24 protein-coding genes are annotated in these 21813 nt (G+C 70.1%); 13 read left to right on the top strand and 11 right to left on the bottom strand.

The features are described 5' to 3' along the window. Window positions 1-10: 10 nt before the first annotated feature. From ruvX to KBY88_RS02300, 3 genes are all read right to left on the bottom strand, one after another. A complete protein-coding gene (gene ruvX, locus KBY88_RS02310; RefSeq protein ID WP_254938269.1) occupies window positions 11-487 on the bottom strand; it encodes a Holliday junction resolvase RuvX in 477 nt (158 codons plus the stop codon). Continuing rightward, on the bottom strand, window positions 484-1530 hold the full coding sequence (locus tag KBY88_RS02305; protein ID WP_254938268.1) for a hypothetical protein: 1047 nt from the start codon (window positions 1528-1530) through the stop codon (window positions 484-486). The genes ruvX and KBY88_RS02305 overlap by 4 nt, the downstream gene beginning before the upstream one ends. A 66-nt stretch (window positions 1531-1596) precedes the next feature. After that, complete coding sequence (locus KBY88_RS02300) at window positions 1597-2784, bottom strand: F420-0:Gamma-glutamyl ligase (protein WP_254938267.1); 1188 nt, start codon at window positions 2782-2784, stop codon at window positions 1597-1599. Between the two features lie 110 nt (window positions 2785-2894). Between KBY88_RS02300 and KBY88_RS02295 the strand changes: the two genes are divergently transcribed. Further along, the gene (locus KBY88_RS02295; RefSeq protein WP_254938266.1) at window positions 2895-4286 is read left to right on the top strand and encodes a PhoH family protein; all 1392 of its coding nucleotides are present in this window, start codon (window positions 2895-2897) and stop codon (window positions 4284-4286) included. 249 nt (window positions 4287-4535) lie between these two features. Here the strand turns inward: KBY88_RS02295 and KBY88_RS02290 are convergent, their stop codons facing one another. After that, on the bottom strand, window positions 4536-5027 hold the full coding sequence (locus KBY88_RS02290) for a hemerythrin domain-containing protein (RefSeq protein ID WP_254938265.1): 492 nt from the start codon (window positions 5025-5027) through the stop codon (window positions 4536-4538). A gap of 260 nt (window positions 5028-5287) precedes the next feature. Between KBY88_RS02290 and KBY88_RS02285 the strand changes: the two genes are divergently transcribed. The 8 genes from KBY88_RS02285 (at window position 5288) to KBY88_RS02250 (ending at window position 12569) form a co-directional block, all read left to right on the top strand. Next, window positions 5288-6985 carry a SulP family inorganic anion transporter gene (locus KBY88_RS02285; RefSeq protein ID WP_254938264.1) on the top strand — a complete coding sequence of 566 codons (1698 nt, stop codon included), beginning with the start codon at window positions 5288-5290 and terminating at the stop codon, window positions 6983-6985. 70 nt (window positions 6986-7055) lie between these two features. Next, window positions 7056-7430 (top strand): DoxX family protein, encoded by a 375-nt coding sequence (locus tag KBY88_RS02280; protein ID WP_254938263.1) that lies wholly within the window; start codon window positions 7056-7058, stop codon window positions 7428-7430. Between the two features lie 10 nt (window positions 7431-7440). Then, complete coding sequence (locus KBY88_RS02275; RefSeq protein ID WP_254938262.1) at window positions 7441-8016, top strand: cysteine hydrolase family protein; 576 nt, start codon at window positions 7441-7443, stop codon at window positions 8014-8016. A 100-nt stretch (window positions 8017-8116) separates the two neighbouring features. Further along, window positions 8117-8821 carry a class I SAM-dependent methyltransferase gene (locus KBY88_RS02270; RefSeq protein WP_254938261.1) on the top strand — a complete coding sequence of 235 codons (705 nt, stop codon included), beginning with the start codon at window positions 8117-8119 and terminating at the stop codon, window positions 8819-8821. After that, the gene (locus KBY88_RS02265; protein ID WP_254938260.1) at window positions 8818-9804 is read left to right on the top strand and encodes an FUSC family protein; all 987 of its coding nucleotides are present in this window, start codon (window positions 8818-8820) and stop codon (window positions 9802-9804) included. The genes KBY88_RS02270 and KBY88_RS02265 overlap by 4 nt, the downstream gene beginning before the upstream one ends. Beyond that, on the top strand, window positions 9801-11456 hold the full coding sequence (locus KBY88_RS02260) for a peptide chain release factor 3 (RefSeq protein WP_254938259.1): 1656 nt from the start codon (window positions 9801-9803) through the stop codon (window positions 11454-11456). Before KBY88_RS02265 ends, KBY88_RS02260 begins: the two co-directional genes overlap by 4 nt. Before the next feature lie 141 nt (window positions 11457-11597). Beyond that, complete coding sequence (locus tag KBY88_RS02255; protein ID WP_254938258.1) at window positions 11598-11822, top strand: hypothetical protein; 225 nt, start codon at window positions 11598-11600, stop codon at window positions 11820-11822. 51 nt (window positions 11823-11873) lie between these two features. Continuing rightward, the gene (locus tag KBY88_RS02250; protein ID WP_254938257.1) at window positions 11874-12569 is read left to right on the top strand and encodes a CPP1-like family protein; all 696 of its coding nucleotides are present in this window, start codon (window positions 11874-11876) and stop codon (window positions 12567-12569) included. A 27-nt stretch (window positions 12570-12596) separates the two neighbouring features. Here the strand turns inward: KBY88_RS02250 and KBY88_RS02245 are convergent, their stop codons facing one another. Further along, a complete protein-coding gene (locus KBY88_RS02245; protein WP_254938256.1) occupies window positions 12597-13190 on the bottom strand; it encodes a MarC family protein in 594 nt (197 codons plus the stop codon). Window positions 13191-13328: 138 nt separating this feature from the next. On the opposite strand from KBY88_RS02245, the gene KBY88_RS02240 reads away from it, so the two are divergent. Continuing rightward, entirely contained in the window at window positions 13329-14093 is a 765-nt protein-coding gene (locus tag KBY88_RS02240) for a sulfite exporter TauE/SafE family protein (RefSeq protein ID WP_254938255.1), read from the top strand. A 3-nt stretch (window positions 14094-14096) separates the two neighbouring features. After that, window positions 14097-15305 carry an NAD(P)-binding protein gene (locus KBY88_RS02235; protein WP_254938254.1) on the top strand — a complete coding sequence of 403 codons (1209 nt, stop codon included), beginning with the start codon at window positions 14097-14099 and terminating at the stop codon, window positions 15303-15305. A 42-nt stretch (window positions 15306-15347) separates the two neighbouring features. Here the strand turns inward: KBY88_RS02235 and KBY88_RS02230 are convergent, their stop codons facing one another. Both KBY88_RS02230 and KBY88_RS02225 read right to left on the bottom strand, forming a co-directional pair. After that, entirely contained in the window at window positions 15348-15614 is a 267-nt protein-coding gene (locus tag KBY88_RS02230) for a PM-15 family protein (RefSeq protein ID WP_254938253.1), read from the bottom strand. A gap of 1899 nt (window positions 15615-17513) precedes the next feature. Continuing rightward, on the bottom strand, window positions 17514-17651 hold the full coding sequence (locus KBY88_RS02225) for a hypothetical protein (protein ID WP_254938252.1): 138 nt from the start codon (window positions 17649-17651) through the stop codon (window positions 17514-17516). A gap of 207 nt (window positions 17652-17858) precedes the next feature. Here KBY88_RS02225 and KBY88_RS02220 point away from each other — a divergent pair, with 207 nt between their 5' ends. Next, window positions 17859-18077 carry a hypothetical protein gene (locus tag KBY88_RS02220; RefSeq protein WP_254938251.1) on the top strand — a complete coding sequence of 73 codons (219 nt, stop codon included), beginning with the start codon at window positions 17859-17861 and terminating at the stop codon, window positions 18075-18077. A gap of 29 nt (window positions 18078-18106) precedes the next feature. On the opposite strand, the gene KBY88_RS02215 is transcribed toward KBY88_RS02220, so the two are convergent. The 3 genes from KBY88_RS02215 to KBY88_RS02205 all read right to left on the bottom strand — a co-directional run bounded on the left by KBY88_RS02215 (window position 18107) and on the right by KBY88_RS02205 (window position 20238). After that, window positions 18107-18589 (bottom strand): TspO/MBR family protein, encoded by a 483-nt coding sequence (locus tag KBY88_RS02215; RefSeq protein WP_254938250.1) that lies wholly within the window; start codon window positions 18587-18589, stop codon window positions 18107-18109. Window positions 18590-18703: 114 nt separating this feature from the next. Beyond that, complete coding sequence (locus KBY88_RS02210) at window positions 18704-19591, bottom strand: ABC transporter permease (protein ID WP_254938249.1); 888 nt, start codon at window positions 19589-19591, stop codon at window positions 18704-18706. After that, window positions 19588-20238 (bottom strand): ABC transporter ATP-binding protein, encoded by a 651-nt coding sequence (locus KBY88_RS02205; protein WP_254938248.1) that lies wholly within the window; start codon window positions 20236-20238, stop codon window positions 19588-19590. Before KBY88_RS02205 ends, KBY88_RS02210 begins: the two co-directional genes overlap by 4 nt. A 112-nt stretch (window positions 20239-20350) precedes the next feature. Here KBY88_RS02205 and KBY88_RS02200 point away from each other — a divergent pair, with 112 nt between their 5' ends. After that, entirely contained in the window at window positions 20351-20737 is a 387-nt protein-coding gene (locus KBY88_RS02200; RefSeq protein ID WP_254938247.1) for a VOC family protein, read from the top strand. A gap of 12 nt (window positions 20738-20749) precedes the next feature. On the opposite strand, the gene KBY88_RS02195 is transcribed toward KBY88_RS02200, so the two are convergent. Beyond that, window positions 20750-21772 carry a substrate-binding domain-containing protein gene (locus KBY88_RS02195; protein WP_254938246.1) on the bottom strand — a complete coding sequence of 341 codons (1023 nt, stop codon included), beginning with the start codon at window positions 21770-21772 and terminating at the stop codon, window positions 20750-20752. Window positions 21773-21813 lie beyond the last annotated feature (41 nt).

Here is a 21813-nt window from a genome sequence, read left to right as displayed (position 1 = left end):
TCAGACCCCCTCAGAATGGATCAACGAGGTCCAGGTGGCCAGAACCGATGGTCGCCGCTCCGACCGGAAGCGGCTCCGGGCCCTCCACCAACCACTGCTCGAGCAACAGCGCCGCAGCGGCACTGTCGAGGGCGCCGCTGCGGTCCCCGTGGAGCTGCAACTGGTCAGCGGCCGCCCAGCTGCTGGCGTGCTCGTTCACCCAGGCCAGGGGCAGATCCAGGTCGCGGGCAAGGCGTTCGCCGTAGCGACGGCAGTGGCGGGCCTGCTCGGTGGGTCGCTGCTGGGCATCGAGGGGGAGACCCACCACCAGCGCCCGCACCCGTCGCTGGGCCACCACCACCTGAACCTTGGCCAGATCAAGCGGATAAGCGGCCCGCAGCAGCGGCGCCAGGGGGCTGACCGTGAGCCCGAGCGCATCGCAGCCGGCCAGGCCCAGCCGGCGGCGCCCCACATCGAGGGCCAGCACAGATCGCGCTTGGGGTTTCAACGGGGCTGGAGCACGGGGGTGGGCAGCGGCCGGCGCCGGGGCTGCCAGCTCTCGAGCATCGCCTCCAGCCGACGGGCAGCCTGGTGGGAGGGTTGGGGCTCCTGGCGCCGCCAGACGCTGCGGGCCATCAACACCTCCTCGCCCTCCGGTCGCAACCCCAACCCCCGCAGCCAGCCGTTGCGCGGCTGGTCGAGCACATCGCTGCGCAACCGCACGACTTCCATTCCTGAGGCCACCTGGCTCAGGAGAGGCTCCACCGCCGATCCGAGCAGGTGCTCCCAGCCGGGGTGAAGGGTGATCTCCAGTTCAGGCAGAGGATCGCCAGGTTCATGGCGCAGCCGGCGCACCGCCGCCACCGCCTGGGCACGGCTGGGGTCGATCAGCAGCAGACTGGGTGATGAGGTGTGATCAAGCAGATCTTCGACACGGCGATCGAGGAGCTGGCGCAGGTGGGCCGGGCAGGCGGCCTGTTCCAGGTGCCAAAGCAGCGGGGCATTGCGCCGTTGCAAGGGGCAAAGCTGCAACTCGGCGGGCCACCCCACCCGTTGGCTGGCCCTTGCCTTCGGACTCCAGCGCCACAGGGTTTCGGTGCGCTGGGGCTGAAAACCTTGCTGGCGCAGCAGGGCCAGGCGGTCGTCATCGAGGCTGGAGGCGCTGGTGATCCAGCTGGCGGCCCCGCGGCTGCGCTGGATCGCCTCCCGCAGCAAGGCCGTTTCCACGCTCAGGCGACTGGGTTGATCGGGCGCCACCGGCCCCCCGTGCTCGGCCAGGCGGAGGTGACGCAGCTCCCAGCAGCTGCCGCTGCGGTTGGAGCGCTGGCTCACCACCAGGCCCAGCAGTCGATCAGGACCCCAGGAGGCCACCAGCACCTGGGGGGCCAACGGTCGGCGGGGGGCCAGCCAGCTGAGCAGCCGCTCCGGGGCCCGCAGCAATAGGGCCCGTTGCAACAGGTGTTGCAGGTCCACAAAAGCTGAATCCTGCAGCAGGGGGAGATGCCAACCCTGCAGCAGTTCGATCACCAGTCCCTGGGGGTCGTGACGCACGGCGATCGCGCTGATGGGTGGCTCGCGCTGGACCCCAACTGTATCGATCTCAGACCAATGGCGAGATCAGCCGGGCCGCACAAGCACCAGGGGGGTGCGCTCGTTGGCATTGCCGGCGGGGTTAGGGCGCAGGGCCCGCTGCAACAGGGTCTGATCGCAGCCTGGGCTGGCGGCCAGCACCTTCACCCGCCCAAGGTCGTTGACATCCACCACGGCCACCGGCACCCCCAGCTCCTCCGCCAGCTCCCGGCAGGCACGCTCGGGCTGATCCGGGCCCAGCACGATCGTCTGGTCGTAGGGGGGCGTGGTGCCGGTGATGTCATCGATCAGGCGGGCCTGGGCTCCGGCCAGTCGGTAAAAGCCCCCCTTGCTGCCCACCAGCTTGAGCAGGCTGCCCAGAATCCAGGCCAGAAGCACCCGCGCCGGCCCGACCTGGTCGATCAGGGTTTGGAGGCCGCAGGCGGTGGCCAGGCTGCTGGTGGGATGGAACACGCGGCAGAGCAGCCGGGCCAGGGCCGAGGGCTGCACGGTGGAGGGATGGTGATAGCGGCCCTGGATCACCGCCAGGGGTGTCTCGCCGATGGTGAGAATGTCGCCGGGCTGGAGCAGGGGCCCGGCATAGCGCCGGAGCACCTGGGCGGGATCGTCGAGCACCCCGAGCAGGTGGGTGCGCACGGGCAGAACATGGCAGCCGTCGCCCTCGCGCCACTGGGCCGCCTCCGGCCTCACGGGTTCGGGCTTCCGCAGGGGCACCAACAGGCCATCGCGGCGCTCCAGGCGGCCAAAGGGGCCGTAATTCACCCAAACCAGATCCACCCAGAGGGTGTCCAGCAGGGCGCCGAGGTTGACGCCGGGGGGGGCCTCGATGCGCACGGTCAGGCGCGCCCGGGTGCGCTTGTGCCCTTTGACGATGTAGGCCGCCCAGTAGCCGTCGGCGCGGGCCTCCTCATCCGGGTGCAGCGTTTCAATGCGCGTGCTGACCTTGAGCTGTTCGAGCCGGCCCGTGCCCAGCAGGGTGGGAACGGCGCGCAGCTCAGGCACCATCACCTCCATGCGCCCGTGGGGGTTGGCGATCTCGATCTCACCGATCGCCTTGAGGCCCAGATCAAAGTGGCGCACGCTCCAGGGACCGGAGCGCAGGATGAGCGGCGAGGCGGGCCGCAGCCGGTGGCGCAGTTCAAGCACCCCCAGGGTGAGCCCGAGGAGCAGAACCAGCCAAGCGAGCACGGTGAGCGAAAGGGGAAGGGCAGGCACGCCAACGGGGTGAGGTCTGGGGGAGGTTAGGCCGGGCCCCCTGGAGGACCCGAGGCGGCTCCCGAGCGGGGACCTAGGTTCGTGATCTGGCCACGCCCCGGGAGGGCGCCATGCGCAAGACCTTCGTTCTTGACACCAACGTCCTGCTGCACGATCCGCGCGCCCTCACCCGCTTCGAGGACAACGATGTGGTGATCCCCATCGAGGTGGTCGAGGAAATCGACCGTTTCAAGCGGGACCCCTCCGAGAAGGGCCGCAACGCCCGGCAGGTGTCACGGCTGCTCGATGGCCTGCGCCAAAGGGGCAACCTGGCCGATGGTGTCGAGATCGACGATGTTCACCACGGCACCCTCAAGGTGGTGTTCTGCCGCAGCGAGACCCTCAGCCAGCTGCCTCCCGAGCTGAAAGGGGGCAACGGCGACAACAACATCCTGGCCGTGGCCTTGGAGCAGCGGCTGCAGGAGGTGATGGGCAGCAAGCCACCGGTGGTGCTGGTCACCAAGGACACCAACCTGCGCATCAAGGCCGACGCGGTGGGGCTGATCGCCCAGGACTACAGCACCGACAAGGTGGACCTGGCGGATCTCTACCCGGGGTTCTGCGAACTTCAGGTCAGCGCAACGCTCATGGACCAGCTCAAGGGAGGCGGCGGCCTGGGGATCGAGGAGCTGCCGGCGGGGGTCCTGGCGGGGGTGACCCTCCAGGCGAATGAAGGGGTGACGCTGGTGGATGAACGGCAGGCGAACCACACCCTGCTGGCCCGCTACGTCGGGGCGACCCACCGGCTGCAGCCGCTGCAGAAGGTGCATCGGATCAAGCTGGGGCGTATCCTCCCGCGCAACCGGGAGCAGACCTTCGCGTTGGATCTGCTGCTCGATCCAGCCTTGCAGCTGCTGACCCTGGTGGGCAAGGCGGGTACGGGCAAGACCCTGCTCGCCCTGGCGGCGGGGCTGCACCAGGTGGCCGATGACCATCTCTACGACCGGCTGCTGGTGACCCGGCCGGTGATCCCCCTGGGCAAGGACATCGGCTTTTTGCCGGGCGATCTGCAGGAAAAGATGGGCCCCTGGATGCAGCCGATCATCGACAACCTCGATTTCCTGCTCGGAGCCAGCGCCACCGACGAAGCGGGGGCCGGCCGCGGCCGGGGCAACCGGGCCCAGCGCAGCAACTGGGCCGATCTCAAGGGCATGGGGCTGCTGGAGGTGGAAGCGATCAGCTACATCCGCGGCCGTTCGATTCCCCGGCAGTTCATGGTGGTGGATGAGGCCCAGAACCTCACCCCCCACGAGGTCAAGACGATCGTGACCCGGGTGGGCGAGGGCACCAAGATCGTGCTCACTGGGGACCCATATCAGATCGACAATCCCTACGTCGATGCCGACAGCAACGGCCTCACCTGGCTGGTGGAGCGCTTCAAGGGCCAGGGCCTCGCGGGCCATGTGACCCTGCTGCAGGGCGAGCGCTCCGAACTGGCGGAGTTGGCGGCGAATTTGCTTTGAGGCTCCAGCCTCACCACCAGAGATCTGAGCGCTGCGGCGGTCACACCGCGATCGACCGTCCCAGTTCCGGCCTCTCCGCCAGGATGGCCTCCCAGATGGAATCATGGGCGGCGGCCCGGGCCACCGGCTGCACGAGCGCCCAGTGCGCGGGCGAGCACACGGCCCTGAGGGACTGAAGGAACCAGCAGGTGGCCTGGGCCGGGGCATGGAGTGGGCTGCCGTGGGTGGCCAGGGAGGTGACGCTATGGGCTACAAAATGCTCGAACCCCCCATGGGCCAGGCCCGCGGCCAGGCACCAATGGCTGAATTTCGGCTCCCTGGGGGGGGCAGCCGCGCCACCAGGGGCACGATCACCGCTTCCTCATGCTTGAGATGGTCCTCGACCATGGCCTGGTAGGTCCCAAGGGCACATTCCAAGCTGATGGCCCCCCGCTCGATCGCCGCCGTGACAGCCGCCTGGGCGACGCTCTCCTGGGCATGCTCGGCCGCAAAGCGGGCCAGGCCCAGGACTCCGCCCAGGTAATGGTCAAGCATGGCGATCGCTCCGAGCCCCACGCCCTCAACCCCTTCCTCCATGACGGTGTGGACCGCCACAGCGGCCAGGTGGTCATCCCAGGCCTCGGTGAAGCCGGGCAGATCGTTGCCACTCACCAGGGCAGGGAGCACCACGCCCAGGTCGTTCAGCATCACCGCATGGAAGGACTGAAAGAAGGCGGCACCAACACGCTCGGACTCGCCCACGGGCTTGGGGATCGGTTCTGTTCGGAAGCTAATCAGATCAGCCCCGACGGCGGCCCCAGGGGTGGAATCGATCGCTTTCGCAAAGCTTCTACCCCTCGGCGCTGGGGGTTGACGGGCTGCTCCCCCGCTCGCATCCCGGCATGGGTGCTACAAGCTGCTTGATCAGGCGGCCCAGGGGGCTGGGGCCGCCTAAGACGGAGAGATCTGCCCCGCGGCCCCCCACCGCCTCAAGATGCTCCAACGCCTAGAGGGGAGCCGAGATGACCCAGCTGAGCCTTCCCGCCCCCGCCGCCTGGCTGCGGCACTACCAGCCTGAATGGTTCCGACCCGACCTCCTGGCCGGTCTGACGGCGGCAGCCGTGGTACTGCCCAAGGCGATGGCCTACGCCACCGTTGCCGGCCTACCGGTGGAAGTGGGGCTCTACACGGCCCTGGTGCCGATGGTGATCTACGCGCTGCTGGGCAGTTCCAGGCCCCTGAGCGTCAGCACTACCACGACCCTGGCGATCCTGGTGGGCTCAGAGCTCCAACGCAGCGCCCCGGACGGTGACCCCGCCACCCTGCTGGCCGCCAGCGCCTCCCTCACCCTGCTGGTGGGGGCGATGCTCACCCTGGCCGCAGTGCTACGCCTGGGCTTCGTCGCCAACTTCATCAGCGAATCGGTGCTGGTGGGCTTCAAGAGCGGCATCGGCCTGGTGATCGTGGCCGACCAGTTGCCCAAGCTCCTGGGCCTGCACGTCGAGAAGATCGGCTTTTTCCGCGATCTCGGCTCCCTGCTCCGTCAGTTGCCCCAGACCTCCCCTGCCACCACAACCCTGGCCCTGGTTTTGCTGGTGATCCTGGTGGGGCTGCACCGATGGCAACCGAGCCTGCCCGCCCCGCTGGTGGCGATTGGCGTGGCGATCGGCGCCTCGGCTCTGCTCGGGCTCGATCGCTTCGGGGTGGCCGTGGTGGGGCCGGTGCCCACGGGCCTGCCGCCGCTGGTGCTACCCCATCTGGACGCGGTGGTGCGCCTCTGGCCCGCCGCCGCCGGCATCGCCCTGATGAGCTTCACCGAGAGCATCGCCGCCGCCCGCACCTTCAGCAATGGCAACGAACCCCGGCCCGCGGCCAACCAGGAACTAGTGGCCCTGGGGCTGGCCAACATCGGCGGCGCCTGCTTCGGGGCGATGGCCGCCGGCGGCGGCACCACCCAGACGGCCGTGAATCGCCTAGCGGGGGCGCGCTCCCAGATGGCTGAACTGATCACCGCCGCCGGCGCCGCGCTCACCCTGCTGCTGCTGGCCCCCCTGATCGCCCGCATGCCCATCGCCGCCCTGGCGGCGGTTGTGGTCGTCTACTCCTTCGAGTTGATTGCCCCGGGGGAATTCCTGGCGATCCGGCGCATCCGCGTCACCGAGTTCCACTGGGCCCTGATCGCCTTCGCCGGGGTGGTGCTGCTGGGCACCTTGAAAGGGATCCTGGTGGCGGTGGTGGTGTCGCTGCTGGCCCTGGCGCAGCAGGAGATGAACCCGCCCGTCTACGCGTTGGCCCGCAAAGACGGCACCGATGTGTTTCGGCCGATCTCGCCGGAACACCCCGGGGACCAGACCTGGACCGGGCTGCTGCTGCTGCGGGCGGAAGGACGGCTGTTCTTCGCCAATGCGCAGTCGGCGGCGACCGCCATGCGCCACCAGATTGATGCGGCCCAGCCCAAGGTGGTGGTGCTCGATTGCAGTGCTGTGATCGACATCGAGTATTCCGCCCTGCGCATGTTGATCGAGGCCGACAGTCGCTTCGCCCGCCACGGCATCAGCCTCTGGCTGGCGGCCCTCAACCCGCAGGTGCTGGCGGTGGTGCAGCACTCGGAACTGGGGGAGCGCCTGGGCCGCGAGCGACTGCTCTTCAACGTTGAGGAGGCGGTGGAGCGCTACGAGCGCCAGACCGGTCAGGGGCCGCGGGGACCGGAACCGATGTAACCCCAGCCCCTTGCCATCGGGCGTGGGCCGGCCCACGGTTGAGCCACGCCACCTTCCATCGCTGCGCCCGATGACTCGTTCCAGCCCCGCCGCCGGCAACTCCCTGGTGGACGGCATCGCCCGGGTGCTCCTCAGCCTGGTGTTTCTCCATGCCCTCTTCGGCAAACTGACTGGCTTCCAAGCCGTGGCCGCCAGGATCGCCGCCAAGGGGCTGCCCTTCCCCTCGCTGCTGCTGGGGTCGGCGGTGCTGCTGCTGGCGGTGGGGTCGGCGCTGGTGATCAGCGGCTGGAAGCGCCGCCTGGGGGCCGTGCTGCTGCTGATGTTCCTGATTCCCACCACCTTGATCTTTCACGGTGCCGTGGCCGAACTCCCTGAACGCATCCAGCTGCTGAAGAACGTGGCGATCATCGGCGGGCTGTTGTTGGTGGCCAACCATGGTGATTGATCCGCCACCAGTGTCCACAGCCCTGCTGTTGATCGATCTGATCAACGACCTCTCCCACCCCGAGGGACGCGCCCCCAGCTGCGCCGCCCAGCTGGTCGCCCGGGGGGGAATCGCCGGTGCCAACCGGGCCCTGGCCATCGCCCGGGGTCGGGGCTGGGCTGTGGTTCTGGTGAAGGTGGGCTTTGCGGCGGGCTACACCGACCTGCCCGCGGCCTCGCCGGTCTTCGGCCCCGCGGCCCGCGCCGGGGCGCTGCGACTGGGTCAGTGGGGCACCGACTTCCATGGCGACCTGCAGATTCAGCCCGACGATCCGGTGTTGGTCAAACCGCGGATCAGCCCCTTCTTCGGCACCCGGCTGGCGGCGGACCTGCGGGCCCAGGGCATCGGGCGACTTGTCCTGGCGGGGGTGAGCACAGCCTGGGCGATCCAGGCGGCGGCTCGGGACGCCCACGACCGCGATCTGCAGGTGGTGGTTGTGGAGGACGCCTGTGCGGCGGCCAGCGCCGCCGAGCATGGCCACTCGATCACCTTGCTCAGCCGCATCGCCACGGTGACCAGCGCCGCTGGCCTGGCGGCCCTGGCCTAGGCCCCCTGGCCCGGGCGGCTGGCACGGGCCAGGGAATGGCCTGGGCAGCCAAACCCTGACGGCAGCACCATGCTGGCCCTGTGCGCCGCGAGCTGACCCGATGGAGCGTCTGCCCGAACCGGAGTTGATGGACGATCCGCTCCAGGCCCAGGCCTATGCCGCGGCCGATTTCAGCGCCAGCGACCAGGCGCTGGTGGAGCGGATCGCCACCCGTTTCGGACCAGTTCCAGGGGGCGACGGCCTGGGGCTGGGGGAGCGAATCGTCGATTTGGGCTGCGGCCCCGGCAACATCAGCTTCCGCCTGGCCGAGCGCTTCTCGAGCGCCGCCGTGCTCGGCCTCGATGGCTCCGCGGCGATGCTGGGCTTCGCCACCGACCGACTGGCCGCCGAGCCGCAGCGCTGGCCCAGGCTGCGGTTTCAGCAGGCCCTGCTGCCGCTGGGGGATCCCGCCGCCTGGCCGGTGCCTTTCAGCGCCGTGGTCAGCAACAGCCTGCTGCACCATCTCCACGAGCCCCAGGTGCTCTGGCAGGCCGTGGGGCTGCTGGCGGCCGAGGGAGCCGCTGTTCACATCCATGACCTGCGTCGGCCCAGCGGCGAAGCGGCGCTGCAGGCGCTGGTGGCGCGCCATGCGGCCGGCGCCCCGGCCGTGCTGCGCCGCGACTACGCCAACTCCCTGCACGCCGCCTTCAGCCGTCAGGAGGTGGAAGACCAGCTCGCGCGCGCCGGACTCCGGGGGCTGTCCGTGCGCGACCGCGACGACCGCTACCTGGAGATCAGCGGCCGGTTGAAACGCCAGGGGGCATGAACGGGCTGGTTGCCGTGCGTCCGCTGCTGCGGGGGGCCCTGGCCCTGGCGCCCGGAGTGCTGCTCGCTGAGCGCCTCCACGACGGGAGGCTGCTGGCGCTCAGCCTGCTGACGGCGGCGCTGCTGATCGGCTTCACCCGTTGCCAGCGCTCGCTGCTGCTGCTGGCCGCCCAGGGGGTGCTGGTGGCACTGGCGATCGCGGCGCTGTTCGTCGCGGAGGGCTCGGCGCTCGCCTTCGTGGCCCTTTGCGGCCTCTACGCCTTTCTGAGCGTCTGGATCGCCAGGCTCGGCACCCGCTGGAGCTCGGTGGGAACGTTCACCCTGATCCCCGCCCTGTACCTGGCCTACGAACTGCACGCGGAGGGCACCTCCCTGCAGGGCCTGGCACAACTGCTGATCCTGGGGGTGCCGCTGGCGGTGGCCTCGGTGCTGGGGGCGACCCTGCTGCTGGGCCCTCGGGACTGGCACTGGGGCTGGCAGCAGTGGCCGCTCAGCGAGACGGAGCGCCAACAGCTGACACGCCAGGCCTTGATCCGGGCCCTGGCGGTGCTGTTCACGGCCACGGCGGTGCGCCTGCTGCCGCCGGCCTTCGGACCCTGGCTGATCTGGTCCTCGGCCAGCGTGGCCACCGGTGAACTGACCTCCAGCCAGCAAAAGGGCCTCGACCGCGCCATCGGGGCGCTGCTCGGACTGGGGGTGGCGGTGCTGCTGGTGCGCTGGATCCCCGTCAATCCCACCGTGCACGCGCTCGCCACGGCGCTCACGGTGCTGACCCTGGTGGCCTTCCACAGCTACCGGCTGGCCTTTGCCTGCCGCTGCTGCGGGATCGTGCTGACGGCGGCGGCCGGCGGCGGCGACTGGGGCACCGTCGGGCTGGAACGGCTGACTCTGGTGGTGGCGGGGGGCACTGTGGGCCTCGTCGTCGCCCTCGGGTTGTCGCGCCTGGAGGCGGCGCCACGGGGGGCTGGCAGGCTGGGGCCATGACCAGCAGCTCCCGCACCGCCCCACCGGCCGCCCCAGGCAGCGGGCCCTCCCTGGCGGAGGCCGTCGCCCGGCGGCGCAATTTCGCGATCATTTCCCACCCGGATGCGGGGAAGACCACGCTCACCGAAAAACTGCTGCTCTACGGGGGCGCGATCCAGCAGGCGGGCGCGGTGAAGGCCAAGGGCGAGCAGCGCAAGGTCACCTCCGACTGGATGGAGCTCGAGAAGCAGCGCGGCATCTCGATCACCTCCACGGTGCTGCAGTTCGACTACGCCGGCAGCACCGTCAACCTGCTCGACACCCCCGGCCACCAGGACTTCTCCGAGGACACCTACCGCACCCTGGCCGCCGCCGACAACGCGGTGATGCTGGAAGACGCCGCCAAGGGTCTCGAACCCCAGACCCGCAAGCTCTTCGAGGTCTGCCGCCTGCGACGGGTGCCGATCTTCACCTTCATCAACAAGATGGACCGGCCCGGGCGCGATCCCCTGGAGCTGATCGATGAGATCGAAAGCGAGCTGGGGCTCAGCTGCTGGCCGGTGAACTGGCCGATCGGCAGCGGCGACCGCTTCCGGGGCGTGATCGACCGCCGCAGCGGCGACGTGATCCTGTTCGAGCGGGCCGAACGGGGCCGCCAGGCAGCCGAAAGGCGTCTGGCGGCCGATGACCCCGCCCTGGGGGATCTGGTGGAGCCGGAGCTGCTGGCCGCCGCGATCGAGGAACTGGAACTGCTCGACGGTGCCGGCGCCGGGCTGGATCTGGATCAGGTGCACGCCGGGGAACTGAGCCCGGTGTTCTTCGGCTCGGCGATGACCAACTTCGGGGTGCGACCGTTCCTCGATGCCTTCCTGGATCTGGCCCAGCGCCCGGTGGCCCGCAAGGGCCACGATGGCCCCGTCGACCCGTTGCGCGAAGACTTCAGCGGTTTCGTGTTCAAGCTCCAGGCCAACATGGACCCACGGCACCGCGACCGCATTGCCTTCGTGCGCGTGTGCAGTGGCAAATTCGAAAAAGACATGAACGTGCGCCACGCCCGCACGGGCAAGACGATCCGGCTCTCACGGCCCCAGAAGCTCTTCGGGGCCGATCGCGAAGTGGTGGAAGACGCCTATCCCGGCGATGTGATCGGCCTCAACAACCCCGGCATGTTCGCCATCGGCGACACGCTGTATGTGGGGCAGAAGGTGGAATATGAAGGGATTCCCTGCTTCAGCCCGGAGATCTTCTCCTGGCTGCGCAACCCCAACCCCTCGGCCTTCAAGAGCTTCCGCAAAGGGGTGAATGAGCTGCGGGAAGAGGGGGCCGTGCAGGTGCTCTATGACACCGACGCCAGCAAGCGCGACCCGATCCTGGCGGCCGTTGGCCAGCTGCAGCTGGAGGTGGTGCAGTACCGCCTGGAGAACGAATACGGGGTGCCCACACGCCTGGAGCCCCTGGGGTTCGCCGTCGCCCGCTGGGTGGTGGGGGGCTGGCCGGCCCTGGAGGCGGTGGGACGGATCTTCAACTGCAAGACCGTGCGCGACGCCTGGGACCGGCCGGTGCTGCTGTTCAAGAACGACTGGAACCTCAATCAGCTGGCTGAGGACCATCCCGGGCTCGAGCTTTCGGCGGTGGCGCCGGTGGTGAGCGGCGTGGAGCCGATTGCGCTTTAGGTCCGATGTCCGCCGCTCCGGATCCCACACCCCAGGCCGGTTCATCCCTGGCGGACACCGGCCGGCGCTGCAGCCGGTCTGCGGGGCCCTCGCGGCTGGAGCCTCAATCAGCCAGACTCTTTGCAACGAAAGGTCACAGTCATGGCCGAGCCCGTTTGGTTGGTTCGCCCCAGTCGCGATGGCGGCTGCGATTACGTTCGCTTCCTCCCCACCCTGGAAACGGTGGAGGTGCGCGAAGGCAGCCACCTGCCGCCCCAGATGCCCCTGCTCAAACGTCGTCAGTGGGTCCAACGGGCTGAAGCCGAAGCCCAGAGCCGCCACTTGCAACAGGAAGGCGGCTATCGCTTCAGTGAACCCCTGTTTTGAGCCCAGCCTCGATACGCTCAGGCCAACGCAGCGCGTCCCGCGCCGGGACCCATGAACCAGGCCTCTGATCAGCCCTCCCATGAAGCCGGTGCCCCGGGGCCGTATCAGCGCCTCGGGATCACCCCCGAGGCCAGCTTCGACGAGGTTCAGAACGCCAAACAGGCGCGCCTCGACGCCCTGGGCAACGACCCCCAGGCACGCGCCTTGATCGAGGGCGCCTACGACGCCGTGCTGATGGACCGCCTCAAGGAGCGCCAGCAGGGCAAGGTCAGCAGTGCCGCCCTCAATGCCTCCCAACGGGAAGCCGCCCGCCCCACGGCCACGGCTCCCAGCCGGCCGGCGTTGCCCGCCCTGCCCTCCCTCCCCCGACTGCCCGCCGGACGCTTCTCGCCTCCCCGTTTCACCTTGCCCCAGGTTGAACTGGCCGAGGGTCGTGAGCGCTGGTTCCCCCTCGCCGCCGATGGCCTGCTGCTCGCCTTGCTGGTGCTGGCTCCGAGCGCCTCGCCCGAGCTGCTGCTGGCCCTGGCCACGGGCGTGGGCGTGATCAACCTTCAGCGGCGCAACGGCCGTTTCCTGGCCGCGGTGGGCTGGAGTTTTGCCCTGCTGAGCCTGGGGCTGGTGTTGGGGGCGTTGTTGTTGAGCGTGCTCCCCAGCGGCCTGCCGCTGGGGTTGCCCTTGAACCCTCTGCAGTTGCAGGCGTTGCCGGCGTTGGTGGTGCTGCTGATTGGGGCGCTTCTGATCGCCTGAGGCCTTGGGTCTGGCCAGCGGAAACCCTCACCCCAGCACCGGAAACGATCCCTTCAGACCACCCACCAACATCTGCACGGCGATGGCACTGAGCAGCAACCCCATCAGCCGGCTGATCACCTTCTCCTGCAGTTCCCCCAGGGCCCGCCGTAGGGGCATCGACACCAGCAGCACCAGATAGATCCCCAGCGCCAGCACGGCGATGACCGCGCTCAGGGCCAGGCGCCCCTGCCACTGGGCCGGCGCCTCTGACACCACCAACGAGATCGCCCCAGGCCCCGCCAGCAAGGGCAATCCAATCGGCACCACCCCCAGCAGGCCCTCATCGAGGTCGAGTTCGGAGTTGCTCACCTCCTTGCCGTCGATCAGGCGCAGGCCGATCGGCAACAGGATCAGGCCGCCGGCCACCCGAAAGGAATCCAGGGTGATCGCGAACAGATCCAGCAGGGCCTGGCCCCACCAGCAGGCAGCCAGCAACGTGAGCAGGAAAGTGAGCACCGCCAGGCGGCTGATGCGCCGCACCCGGCTCGGATCGTTGCCGGCGGCCTTGGCCACCACCGGCAGCACACCGATGGGCGAACTGATCGCCAGCAGACCGACGGCGGTGTTGATCAACGCCATGGCGGCGCCCCGGGCGGAACGGCGGCGATCACCGTAGGCCTATCGAGGCACGCCTTGCCCCTCGCCCGATCGGGTGGGATTCTCCTTGGGTCTGTGCCTCCACCCCTGGCGTCGCGGCCAGCGCCAACGGCCCATCCGATGCTCAGCGGCCTTTCCTATCTCTGGATCGCCCTGGCGGGGGTCGCCGCCGGGCTGCTCAATGCCCTGGCCGGGGGTGGTTCCTTGATCAGCTTCCCGGCGCTCACGGGCGTTGGCCTCCCGGCGGTGGCGGCCAACGTCACCAACACCGTGGCCCTCTCGCCCGGTTACCTGGGAGCCACCCTCGCCCAGCGCCGCGACCTGAGCGGCCAGCGCCAGCGCTTCCTGCACCTGCTGCCGGCGGCGGCCCTGGGCGGACTGGCGGGCGGCCTGCTGCTGCTGCAGACCGGCGAGAAACTGTTCACCGCTTTGGTGCCTTGGTTGATCCTGTTCGCCTCGGCGCTGCTGGCGCTGCAGGAGCCCCTGCGTCACTGGGTGGTGCGCCGGGCCGAGCGCCGGGGCCAACGGCCCTCGGAGCGCTGGGCGGTGGCGCCGGTGTTCGCGGCGGCGGTCTACGGGGGGTTCTTCGGCGGCGGCCTGAGCGTGATTGTGCTGGCGGTGCTCGCCCTCAGCCTCGATGACACCCTCACGCGGCTGAACGGCCTCAAGCAGGCGATTTCACTGGTCACCAACGTCACCGCTGCCCTGTTCTTTCTGTTCTCTGGCCAGGTGGCCTGGGGGGCGGCACTGGTGATGGCGGCCGGTGCCCTCGCCGGTGGCGCCCTTGGGGGCAAGCTCGCCGGCCGCGTGAACCCCGCCACCCTGCGCGCCATGGTGGTGGTGATCGGCGTGCTGGTGGCGGTGATCTACTTTCTCAAGGCCTGATCGATGGCTGGATCGCCCGCCAATGCGCTCGCGGTGATCGGCGCCGGGGTCTCCGGCTGCGCCCTGCTGGCCCAGTTGCGGCGCCTGGGCTGGACGGGGGAACTGAGTGTGTGGGAGACCGGCCGCAGTCCCGGTGGCCGGGCCAGCACCCGCCGCTCCCGCCGTGGTCCCGGGTTGCGCTTCGACCACGGCGCTCCCCTGTTCAACATCAGTTCCCAGCCAGCGCCGGAGCTGCTGGCGCCGTTGCTGGAGGGCGGCTGGATCGAGCCGTGGCCCGGCACCATCGCCCAGCTCGATCGCGACGGCCAGCTCCAGCCCCACCCGGGCGATCGCTTCAGCGACGGGCAGCTCTTTCGTGGCCGGGGGGGGATGGATCAGCTCTGCCAGGGGCTGCTGCACCTGGCGGGCGCAAGGGTTGAGCGGCAGTTCGGCACCCTCGTGCGCCACCTGGTGGTGACCGCCACGGGGCGCTGGCACTGGCTTGATGGCGCCCAGCAGCGGCTCGGCGAGGCCGACTGGCTGGTGCTGAGCGGCACCCTGCTCGCCCATCCGCGCAGCCGGCGACTCCTGGGCTGGGATGAGCCGCCGTTGCAGCCAGTGGCGCGGCGGCTGGGGGATCCCCAGCTCGATCGGACCCTGGCGGCCATCGCCGCCCTGCATCACGAACCCCGCTGCACGCTACTGCTGCCGATCCAGGCGGACCATGGCCAGAGCTGGCGTGATCTGCCCTTCCGCTGGCTCAGTTTCGATCCGGGGGCTCAGCAGCGCTGGGATCTGGAACGGTTGTCGATCCAGCCTTTCGACGACGGCCGCTGCGCCGTGGTGGCCCACGCCACGGCGGCGTTCGCCTCCAAGCATCTTGACGTCTTCGGCTCAGGTTCGACGGTCGCCGGACGGCGCACCAGCGATCCCACGGACGCTCAGGAGGAGGCGATGATCAGGGTGCTCAGTGCCGCCCTTCAGGAGGTGATGGAGCGTTGGATCAGCCCCAGCGAACGTGGGGGGAGCCCGTGCCAGCTGATGCGCTGGGGAGCCGCCCTGGCCCAGCCCCCCGGCTTGTTCGCCGAACTGATGCTGTGCCCCCAGAGCCGGATCGGCTTCTGCGGCGATGGCTTCGCCGGCCCGGGATTCGGCCGCCTTGAAGGCGCCCTGCGCAGCAGTGAGGCCCTGGCCCGCCAGCTGATGGCAACGGTGGAGCCGATCAGCGCCTGAAACGGGAGCGGAGCGTTCAGGTGGGGCGGGGCGGGGGGTCGCTCAAGCCTGCAGGGGCCGAGCGCGGTGATGACGTCGTCGGCCCAGGGGCTCGATCCAGGACTCGCGCACCTGATCGTGGTGGAGTGTCGCGGCCGGCAGGCGGCAGCCCAGCCGGATCGCCCCTTGGTCGAGCAGACGCCCCAGGCGCAGGGCGGTCGCCTCCTCCAGCCGGGAGAAACGGTTCTGCTGGCGGACGATCCAGCCCAGCTCAGAGGAGGTGATCACCCCACTGGAGAGAGATTCCAGAAACAGCTCGCCAACCGTCATGACCTTTTGTAACGGAACCTCAGAAAGTCTGTCGGGCCCGAAGCCGCGCCGTGGGTCAGGCCAGCCGGTGGACCCCACGGCGCTCCCGGCGGGATCCGTAGGGGCGGCAGGAACACCCCGGAGCGGAACAGCTCAGCCTGCTCCCGCTGCCGTTGCCGTCTGGGGAGCTCGAACCGTCCATGCACCGTCGCCATCCCCCGCTGGCGCGGGGAGCCGGCAGAAAACCGCCATGGCAATCCATCAAGCGACGCGGGTTCGATCTGGGCGCCCAGGGCCGGCTTCCTGGCACGGGCCGGCTGCGGGGGCAGGGGCGGATCGCGCCAGCGGCCCTCAGGGGGTCGACCATCAGGTTCGATCAACCGGTTCGGGCGGCTTCACTGGCGCACGCGAACGGCCGTCATGAACGGTCGCGCCACCCGTGATGGAAATCGGCTCCAAGCCCTCCCCGCCGCAGATCAACGGCGGAGGCCGTGCGCTTCATCGAGCCGCGGGATTCTGGGCGGCCATGGACTCGCCTCGGGGCATGGACCGAGGCCATCGCCTGCCAGACCTCGGCTGAACGCCACCCATGGCGGCCCGCCATCTCAGCCTCCATGACGGCAGCGGCTGCCCCATGGATTCTGGTGGCCCCACGACTCAGCAGGGGGCTCCAGCAAGGGCCGATCGCGGCAAGACGGCCGCAACGTTCGGATGGCCAGGCCCCCAGTGAGGAAAGCTCTGCTGCACGAGCGCCCCTTTCGCTGCGGCCTCGATCCGCGCAGCCCGAAGGCAGAGGACCCGAGCGGCGAGGGCCCTGGAGGTGGAGGCCTGGAGCGGATCCGCCAGGGCAACTCGACGAGGTGGCGGGCCCTCCAGCACCTGATGCCTCCCGGCGTCGGCCTTCAACCGATTGAACGGAGCGACGGCACCCGCTTCGGCGCCGCTGTGATCCGCCCGCAGCGCATCGGCGTGTGGAGCCCCCACCCCCAACGGCAAGGCCCGACAGGGCCAAGCCAAGGGGAACCAGGGGTGCCTCCGTCACGGCGTCGCCCGGCCCGGCCCCTCGATGGGGGCCAAGCCCGGCGACGGGAAAGGCGTGCCGCTCCGATGGCCTGCTGCTCCCAATCCCGCCCGCCCCCCTGCTGGGTTGCAGCATCTGCAAGGGTCCGCTCCCGAGACGAGCGGGCAGCAGTCAAACCACCCACCCCAGCTGGAGTCGGCGCAGACCTGCCGGTCGGAGCGGGGTCAGGGGGCCCGGGCCCGCCACTGCAGCCCTCTCCATCAAGCGACGGGGCCTGGACGATCAAGCCCATCGTCGTCCGAGCGGACATCAGCCCTGGCGAACGCACCATCCAAGGCACCTGTGTCTCCGCCCGGACGCTGCTGGACCATCAAGCGGCAGGCGGTGGCAGCGCAGCGGTCCGTGACACGCAGCCCACCCTCACCCAAGTCGACCATCAGGCCTGCCTCCGAATCTCCTCGAATCCGATGGACACTCCGTGCTCGCGGCCAAGCGTCGCTTGAAGGGCTGGGTCTTCGACAGGAAGGCGCCATGGCAGCGGCAACGCCCCTGTCCCGTCCCGCTACCCCTCCGGCGGAGCCTGGGGGAGCCATGCCAGAGGAAGAGATCGTGGAGTCCGCCGCGCAGATGGAACTGCTGATCGTGACGAAGGCCACGGACAGCTCGACTCCCGGCGGGCTGCAGAGGGCAGCTCCGGGAAGGACCACCTGGCGCGCTTGCCGCGCCAGGCCATGGGGGGGGGGGAATCGAACCGCTCGTTCCCCACAGCACAAGGGTGTGGGAGTGCCTGGATCGAATCGACGTGATCTGGGGGCTGGCCCTGAGGCCCGCGCCTGAGCATCCCTCCCCACGACCGGCGGCCCATCGCCCTAACCCGGGGCGCTGCGGCTAACGCTGGCTCAACCACTCCGAGAGAGCCGACGACGGAGGTCGTTCTTGAGGCCCTGGGCCCTCAGGCCGCAGGGAAGAACCGCAGCGAGGCCCCTGCCGCTGCAGAGCACCAGCAGCGGCGCCCATGCCTGCGGCTGCCGCTCCATGGTCCCGGCCCAGCCCAGCCAGCCGGCAGCCTGCTGCACCACCACCGGGCGCCCCAGGGGAACCGGGAGACTCCTTGGGGTGATCGCTCAGCCCATCACACCGAGCATCCGTCGCCTTCCAGCAAGCCGCCCACCGAGCGCTGCTGCCCAGCCCGCTTTCGAGCGGACCATCCCTTCTCCTGCGCCAACCCGGCGCTGGGCACTGCCATGGGCCCTGCCGCCCCTGGCACCCTGCCGGGACTGGGGGCCAAGCCCCCCGGCCTGGCTCCGGTGGACCTGGACGCGGCCTGGCTCCAGGACGCCATCCATCCGCCCGACGGGACAAAGACCTTCTGGGCACTCGGCAAGAAGAGCGGCGACCAGGATGCCCCCCGCGCCGCCAAGCCCCTGGGGGCCTCCACCGCTGCGGCGGACGCCGTGGGGTGACCTCGAAGACTTCGACGGCGTGGCTCAGCTCATCGATTGAGTCGTTGCATGCGCCAGGTCACGAAGGTGCCGATCGGGCTCCAGAGCAGATAGGGAATCAGCAGGACCAGGCCCCCACGGCTGACCGGGGCCACAGCAAGGCTGAGCGCCACGCCCCACCCCCAGCCAGCCGCACCCAGCAGCGTTCCGTTGCGGAGGCGGCGGGTGCGCACGATCACCAGGGTGTAGCTCTGCACCAGCAGGACCAAGAGCAGGAAGCCCGCCATCAGGGGCCAGCTGCCACTGGCGTTCCAGCTCAGCAAGGCCGAGGCATAGAAGCAGGCGTAGATGCCGATCCAGATCAGGGGAATCCAACGCTCGAAGGTCAGCCAACGCGGTCGCCGGAGGGCAAGAAACCACTGGAATTCAACCCTGCCGGGGTTGAGCGCCGCCACGACCGCCCCCATCACCACCAGGATCAGCAGGGCCGCCAGCACGGAAGGCTCTCCAACGCGTCCCTCAGCCTGGCGCACCGGTCGCTGACTGCCGCTCCCACGACACCCCGTCGTCGCCCATCAACCGGAATCCGCGGCGGCGGAGGGAAGCTCCAGCTGCTGCGATGGTCAGGAGGCGCCAGATCCGCCCCCTCAGCCCAGCGTTGAAGTTCCCCCACGTCCGGCACCCCACCAACGCCGGAAGGAGCCACCGGCACCTCCAATGCCCCGCTCGCCCACGGTGACCAGGCGATCGAGCCGCAGCTGGTGGTCGGCACTGGTGAGACGCCCATAGGCCAGGCCCACGACACCGAACACCCCCAGCGCCGTCGCCGAAGCGATCATGAACAGAATCACGATCTGGTAACGAACGGCGGCTTCCGGTGCCGCCCCCTGAAGGATCTGGCCAGTCATCATCCCCGGCAGGCTCACCAGCCCCATCACCATCATCGAATTGATCGTCGGGATCATCGCCACGCGGATGGCGTCGCGCACCACCTCCTGACAGGCCTCCCAGCGGGTCCCCCCCAGGGCCAGGGCCGTCTCCACCCGATCGCGTCCGCTGCGCAAGCCCTCCATGAAGCGATCGAGCCCCAGGGTGAGGCCGTTGAGCGTGTTGCCCAGCACCATTCCCAGCAGGGGGATCAGGTACTGGGGGTCGTACCAGGGCTGGGGCCTGATCAGCCCGACCACCGCCAGGCCCGTCACCAGGGCCGCCGAGGCCAGCACCGTCAGGAGGCTGTTGAGGTAGATGCCTGCAAAGCGGCGCCGGGTGCGCTGGACCGCCGACACCGCCGCGATCAGGGCCATGGCGACCGCCACGAGCACAATCAGGAGTGCATCGTCCTGGCGGAACAGCCACTCGAGCACGGAACCCACCAGCAGCAGTTGCACCACCATGCGCAGGGAAGCCACCACCAGGCTGCGCCCCAGGCCCAGCCGCAGCACGACCGAGAGGCCCACGTTCACCAGGATCAGCAGGGCGGAGAGCGCCAACTGGCCATCGCTGATCGCCAGAGCGCCGGCAGGGGCGGGGGTCATGGCACGAGCTCCAGGCTGCGGCTCGCGAAGCGCTCGATCTGCCCGCTGTCGTGGCTGGTGAAGACCGCAGCACGGCCCCCCCCGCCGAGCCATGCGATCAGCAACGCCTCCAGCGCCGTCGTCGTCGATCCATCGAGGGAGGCGGTGGGTTCATCCAGCAGCAGCACGGTGGGATCGAACTGCAGGGCCCGCAGCAGCGCCAGGAGCTGCAGCTCACCGCCGGAGAGCCGCTCGGCGTCGTAGGTCAAAAAGGAAGGATCGCGCCCCAGGGCCTCCAACCAGACCGTGATCCGCCCCCGGCTCCAGCCCCCCCGCCCCCGCAGCTCCCGGAAGGCCCAGGGGGCGCGCAGGTTCGTCTCCACCGTGCCCCCCTGGGCGACGGGCCGCTGGGCGAGATAGGACACCATCGAGCGCCAGCAGGGCAGACCCCAGGCCGACGGTGGCCGGCCCTGCAGACGGATCGAACCCGCCTGCAGGGGATCGAGCAGGGCCAGGGCGCGCAGCAGCAGGGTTTTTCCCGCCCCCGAAGGCGCCACCAGCCCCAGCCGTTCCCCAGCGGCCAGTTCCAGATCGAGGCCGCCCCAGAGCAGGCGATCGCCGAGCTGGCGTTTGAGCCCCTCGGCGCGCAGAAGCAGGGGGCGGTCCAAGGCGCGGCAGTGGGGCAGGGCCACTCTGCTCGACCCCGACGTCGATCGGACCCCGGGTCGATCGGACCCACCCGAGGGTTGGCCGCCATCCTGGGGGGCCCGCCCCGCCTTGATGAATCCAGGAGCCCCGGACGCCTCCCTGGTGCTGGCCGCCGATGATCCCGCCGCCCTGGCGGGTTTCTATGGCGCCCTGCTGCAAGTGGAGGCGCAACCGGGCTGGGGGTCTGGCCACTGGCGCCTGCCCTGGCCGAGCGGCGGCTGGCTGGAGGTCTACGCCCCCTCGCGCACACGACCCGTGCCGCGGCAAGCGGGCCGCCTCGCCCTCTGCCTCCAGAGCGCTGGGGGGTCCAACGACCCCCTGGCGGTGCTGGCGGCCTGGATCGAGGTCGCGCTCGCCCATGGCGCCCGCGCTCAGGAGCCGCCGCGCCGGGAATCCTTCGGCGCCGAGGCCTGGCTGCAGGATCCCGAGGGCAACCGGCTGCTGCTGCTGGTGCGCTGATCGACCCTGGCCTCAGCTGGCCTGCTGCCACTGCCGCAGCAGCTCATCGCGCTGGGCCGGCGTCGGTGGGGACAGCCGCCGCACCCCGTCCCCCCGGGGGCTGACGCCCCTGCCATTCGCCCGGCGGAAGCCATGGGAGGCCAGCAAGGCCTGGCCGTCGGCTCCACCCAGGTAGCCCACAAACCGCTCCCCGTCGCCCTCGCGCCCCTGCCCGACTCCGCGCAGCACCGCCGCCGCGAGCACCGTTTCCACGGTGGGATCGGGCACCAGAATTTGGTAGCCACCGGGGCGCGCTCGGGCCGCCTCCGGCTGCCGGGCCAGGGCTGAGGCTTCGTAGACCATCGCCAGATCCCCCTCGTTGGGTCCGCCGCTGATGAACTCCTTCAGCAGGATGTCGGTGGAGCGGGCGGGCCGGTAGAGGGCCCGCCGCAGGCTCTCGACGCAACCGGGCCTGGCTTCGCCCTGGCACCAGAGCGCCAGGGTCAGTTGGCCGGAATTGGAGCGCAGTGGGTCCGTGGCGCGCAGGTCGAAACTGCCCCAGGCCTCCGGTGCGCCGAGGGCCCTCCACTGGCCGGCGGCGGCCGCCTGGCGCAGGCGGCTCCAGCTGAAGCGGCCAGCGGGGAACAGGCGCTGGGCGCGCTGGGGCCAGACCACGGCCACCAGCAGGGTGCGGGCCACGGTTTGAGGAACCTCTGCAAACGGGCTGGCTTCCCCTCGGGCCTGCGCCGCCTCGGCCAACGCCGTGAGGTGATCGCGGCTGGCGGGGATCAGCACCCTGGCCCGCTCCGCCCCGCCATCGAGCCAGCGGTTCACCATCTCCTGGGAGCCCTGCACCTCCCATTGCAGGTCGATGTCCGGGTGCTGGCGCTCGAAGGCGGGCTCCAGCGCCTCCATGGCCGGAGCGAGCTCGGAGCCGATCGCCACCAGCAGGGGGCGCCGCAGTCCCGGCAGGGGTGCGGCCGCCAGTACCACGGCCACGGCGGCGATCGACAGCGAGATCATGCGCCTGCGCCGGAGGGTCGCCTGCACAGCCACGGTCACAAGGTGGGCCCAGTCTGACCGCTGGAGCGCGAATC

This window comes from Cyanobium sp. Morenito 9A2 (assembly GCF_024345575.1).
In the GTDB taxonomy this organism is placed as follows: Bacteria; Cyanobacteriota; Cyanobacteriia; order PCC-6307; family Cyanobiaceae; genus ATX-6F1.
The sequence above is the reverse complement of the archived record's forward strand: the minus strand, read 5'-3'. Positions and strand labels throughout refer to the sequence as shown.

Coding starts and splice junctions, on each gene's coding strand:
- KBY88_RS02295 (WP_254938266.1), top strand. CDS start 2,895: ATGCGCAAGACCTTCGTTCTTGACACCAACGTCCTGCTGCACGATCCG.
- KBY88_RS02285 (WP_254938264.1), top strand. CDS start 5,288: ATGACCCAGCTGAGCCTTCCCGCCCCCGCCGCCTGGCTGCGGCACTAC.
- KBY88_RS02280 (WP_254938263.1), top strand. CDS start 7,056: ATGACTCGTTCCAGCCCCGCCGCCGGCAACTCCCTGGTGGACGGCATC.
- KBY88_RS02270 (WP_254938261.1), top strand. CDS start 8,117: ATGGAGCGTCTGCCCGAACCGGAGTTGATGGACGATCCGCTCCAGGCC.
- KBY88_RS02265 (WP_254938260.1), top strand. CDS start 8,818: ATGAACGGGCTGGTTGCCGTGCGTCCGCTGCTGCGGGGGGCCCTGGCC.
- KBY88_RS02260 (WP_254938259.1), top strand. CDS start 9,801: ATGACCAGCAGCTCCCGCACCGCCCCACCGGCCGCCCCAGGCAGCGGG.
- KBY88_RS02255 (WP_254938258.1), top strand. CDS start 11,598: ATGGCCGAGCCCGTTTGGTTGGTTCGCCCCAGTCGCGATGGCGGCTGC.
- KBY88_RS02250 (WP_254938257.1), top strand. CDS start 11,874: ATGAACCAGGCCTCTGATCAGCCCTCCCATGAAGCCGGTGCCCCGGGG.
- KBY88_RS02245 (WP_254938256.1), bottom strand. CDS start 13,190: ATGGCGTTGATCAACACCGCCGTCGGTCTGCTGGCGATCAGTTCGCCC.
- KBY88_RS02240 (WP_254938255.1), top strand. CDS start 13,329: ATGCTCAGCGGCCTTTCCTATCTCTGGATCGCCCTGGCGGGGGTCGCC.
- KBY88_RS02235 (WP_254938254.1), top strand. CDS start 14,097: ATGGCTGGATCGCCCGCCAATGCGCTCGCGGTGATCGGCGCCGGGGTC.
- KBY88_RS02230 (WP_254938253.1), bottom strand. CDS start 15,614: ATGACGGTTGGCGAGCTGTTTCTGGAATCTCTCTCCAGTGGGGTGATC.
- KBY88_RS02225 (WP_254938252.1), bottom strand. CDS start 17,651: ATGGAGCGGCAGCCGCAGGCATGGGCGCCGCTGCTGGTGCTCTGCAGC.
- KBY88_RS02220 (WP_254938251.1), top strand. CDS start 17,859: ATGGGCCCTGCCGCCCCTGGCACCCTGCCGGGACTGGGGGCCAAGCCC.
- KBY88_RS02210 (WP_254938249.1), bottom strand. CDS start 19,591: ATGACCCCCGCCCCTGCCGGCGCTCTGGCGATCAGCGATGGCCAGTTG.
- KBY88_RS02200 (WP_254938247.1), top strand. CDS start 20,351: ATGAATCCAGGAGCCCCGGACGCCTCCCTGGTGCTGGCCGCCGATGAT.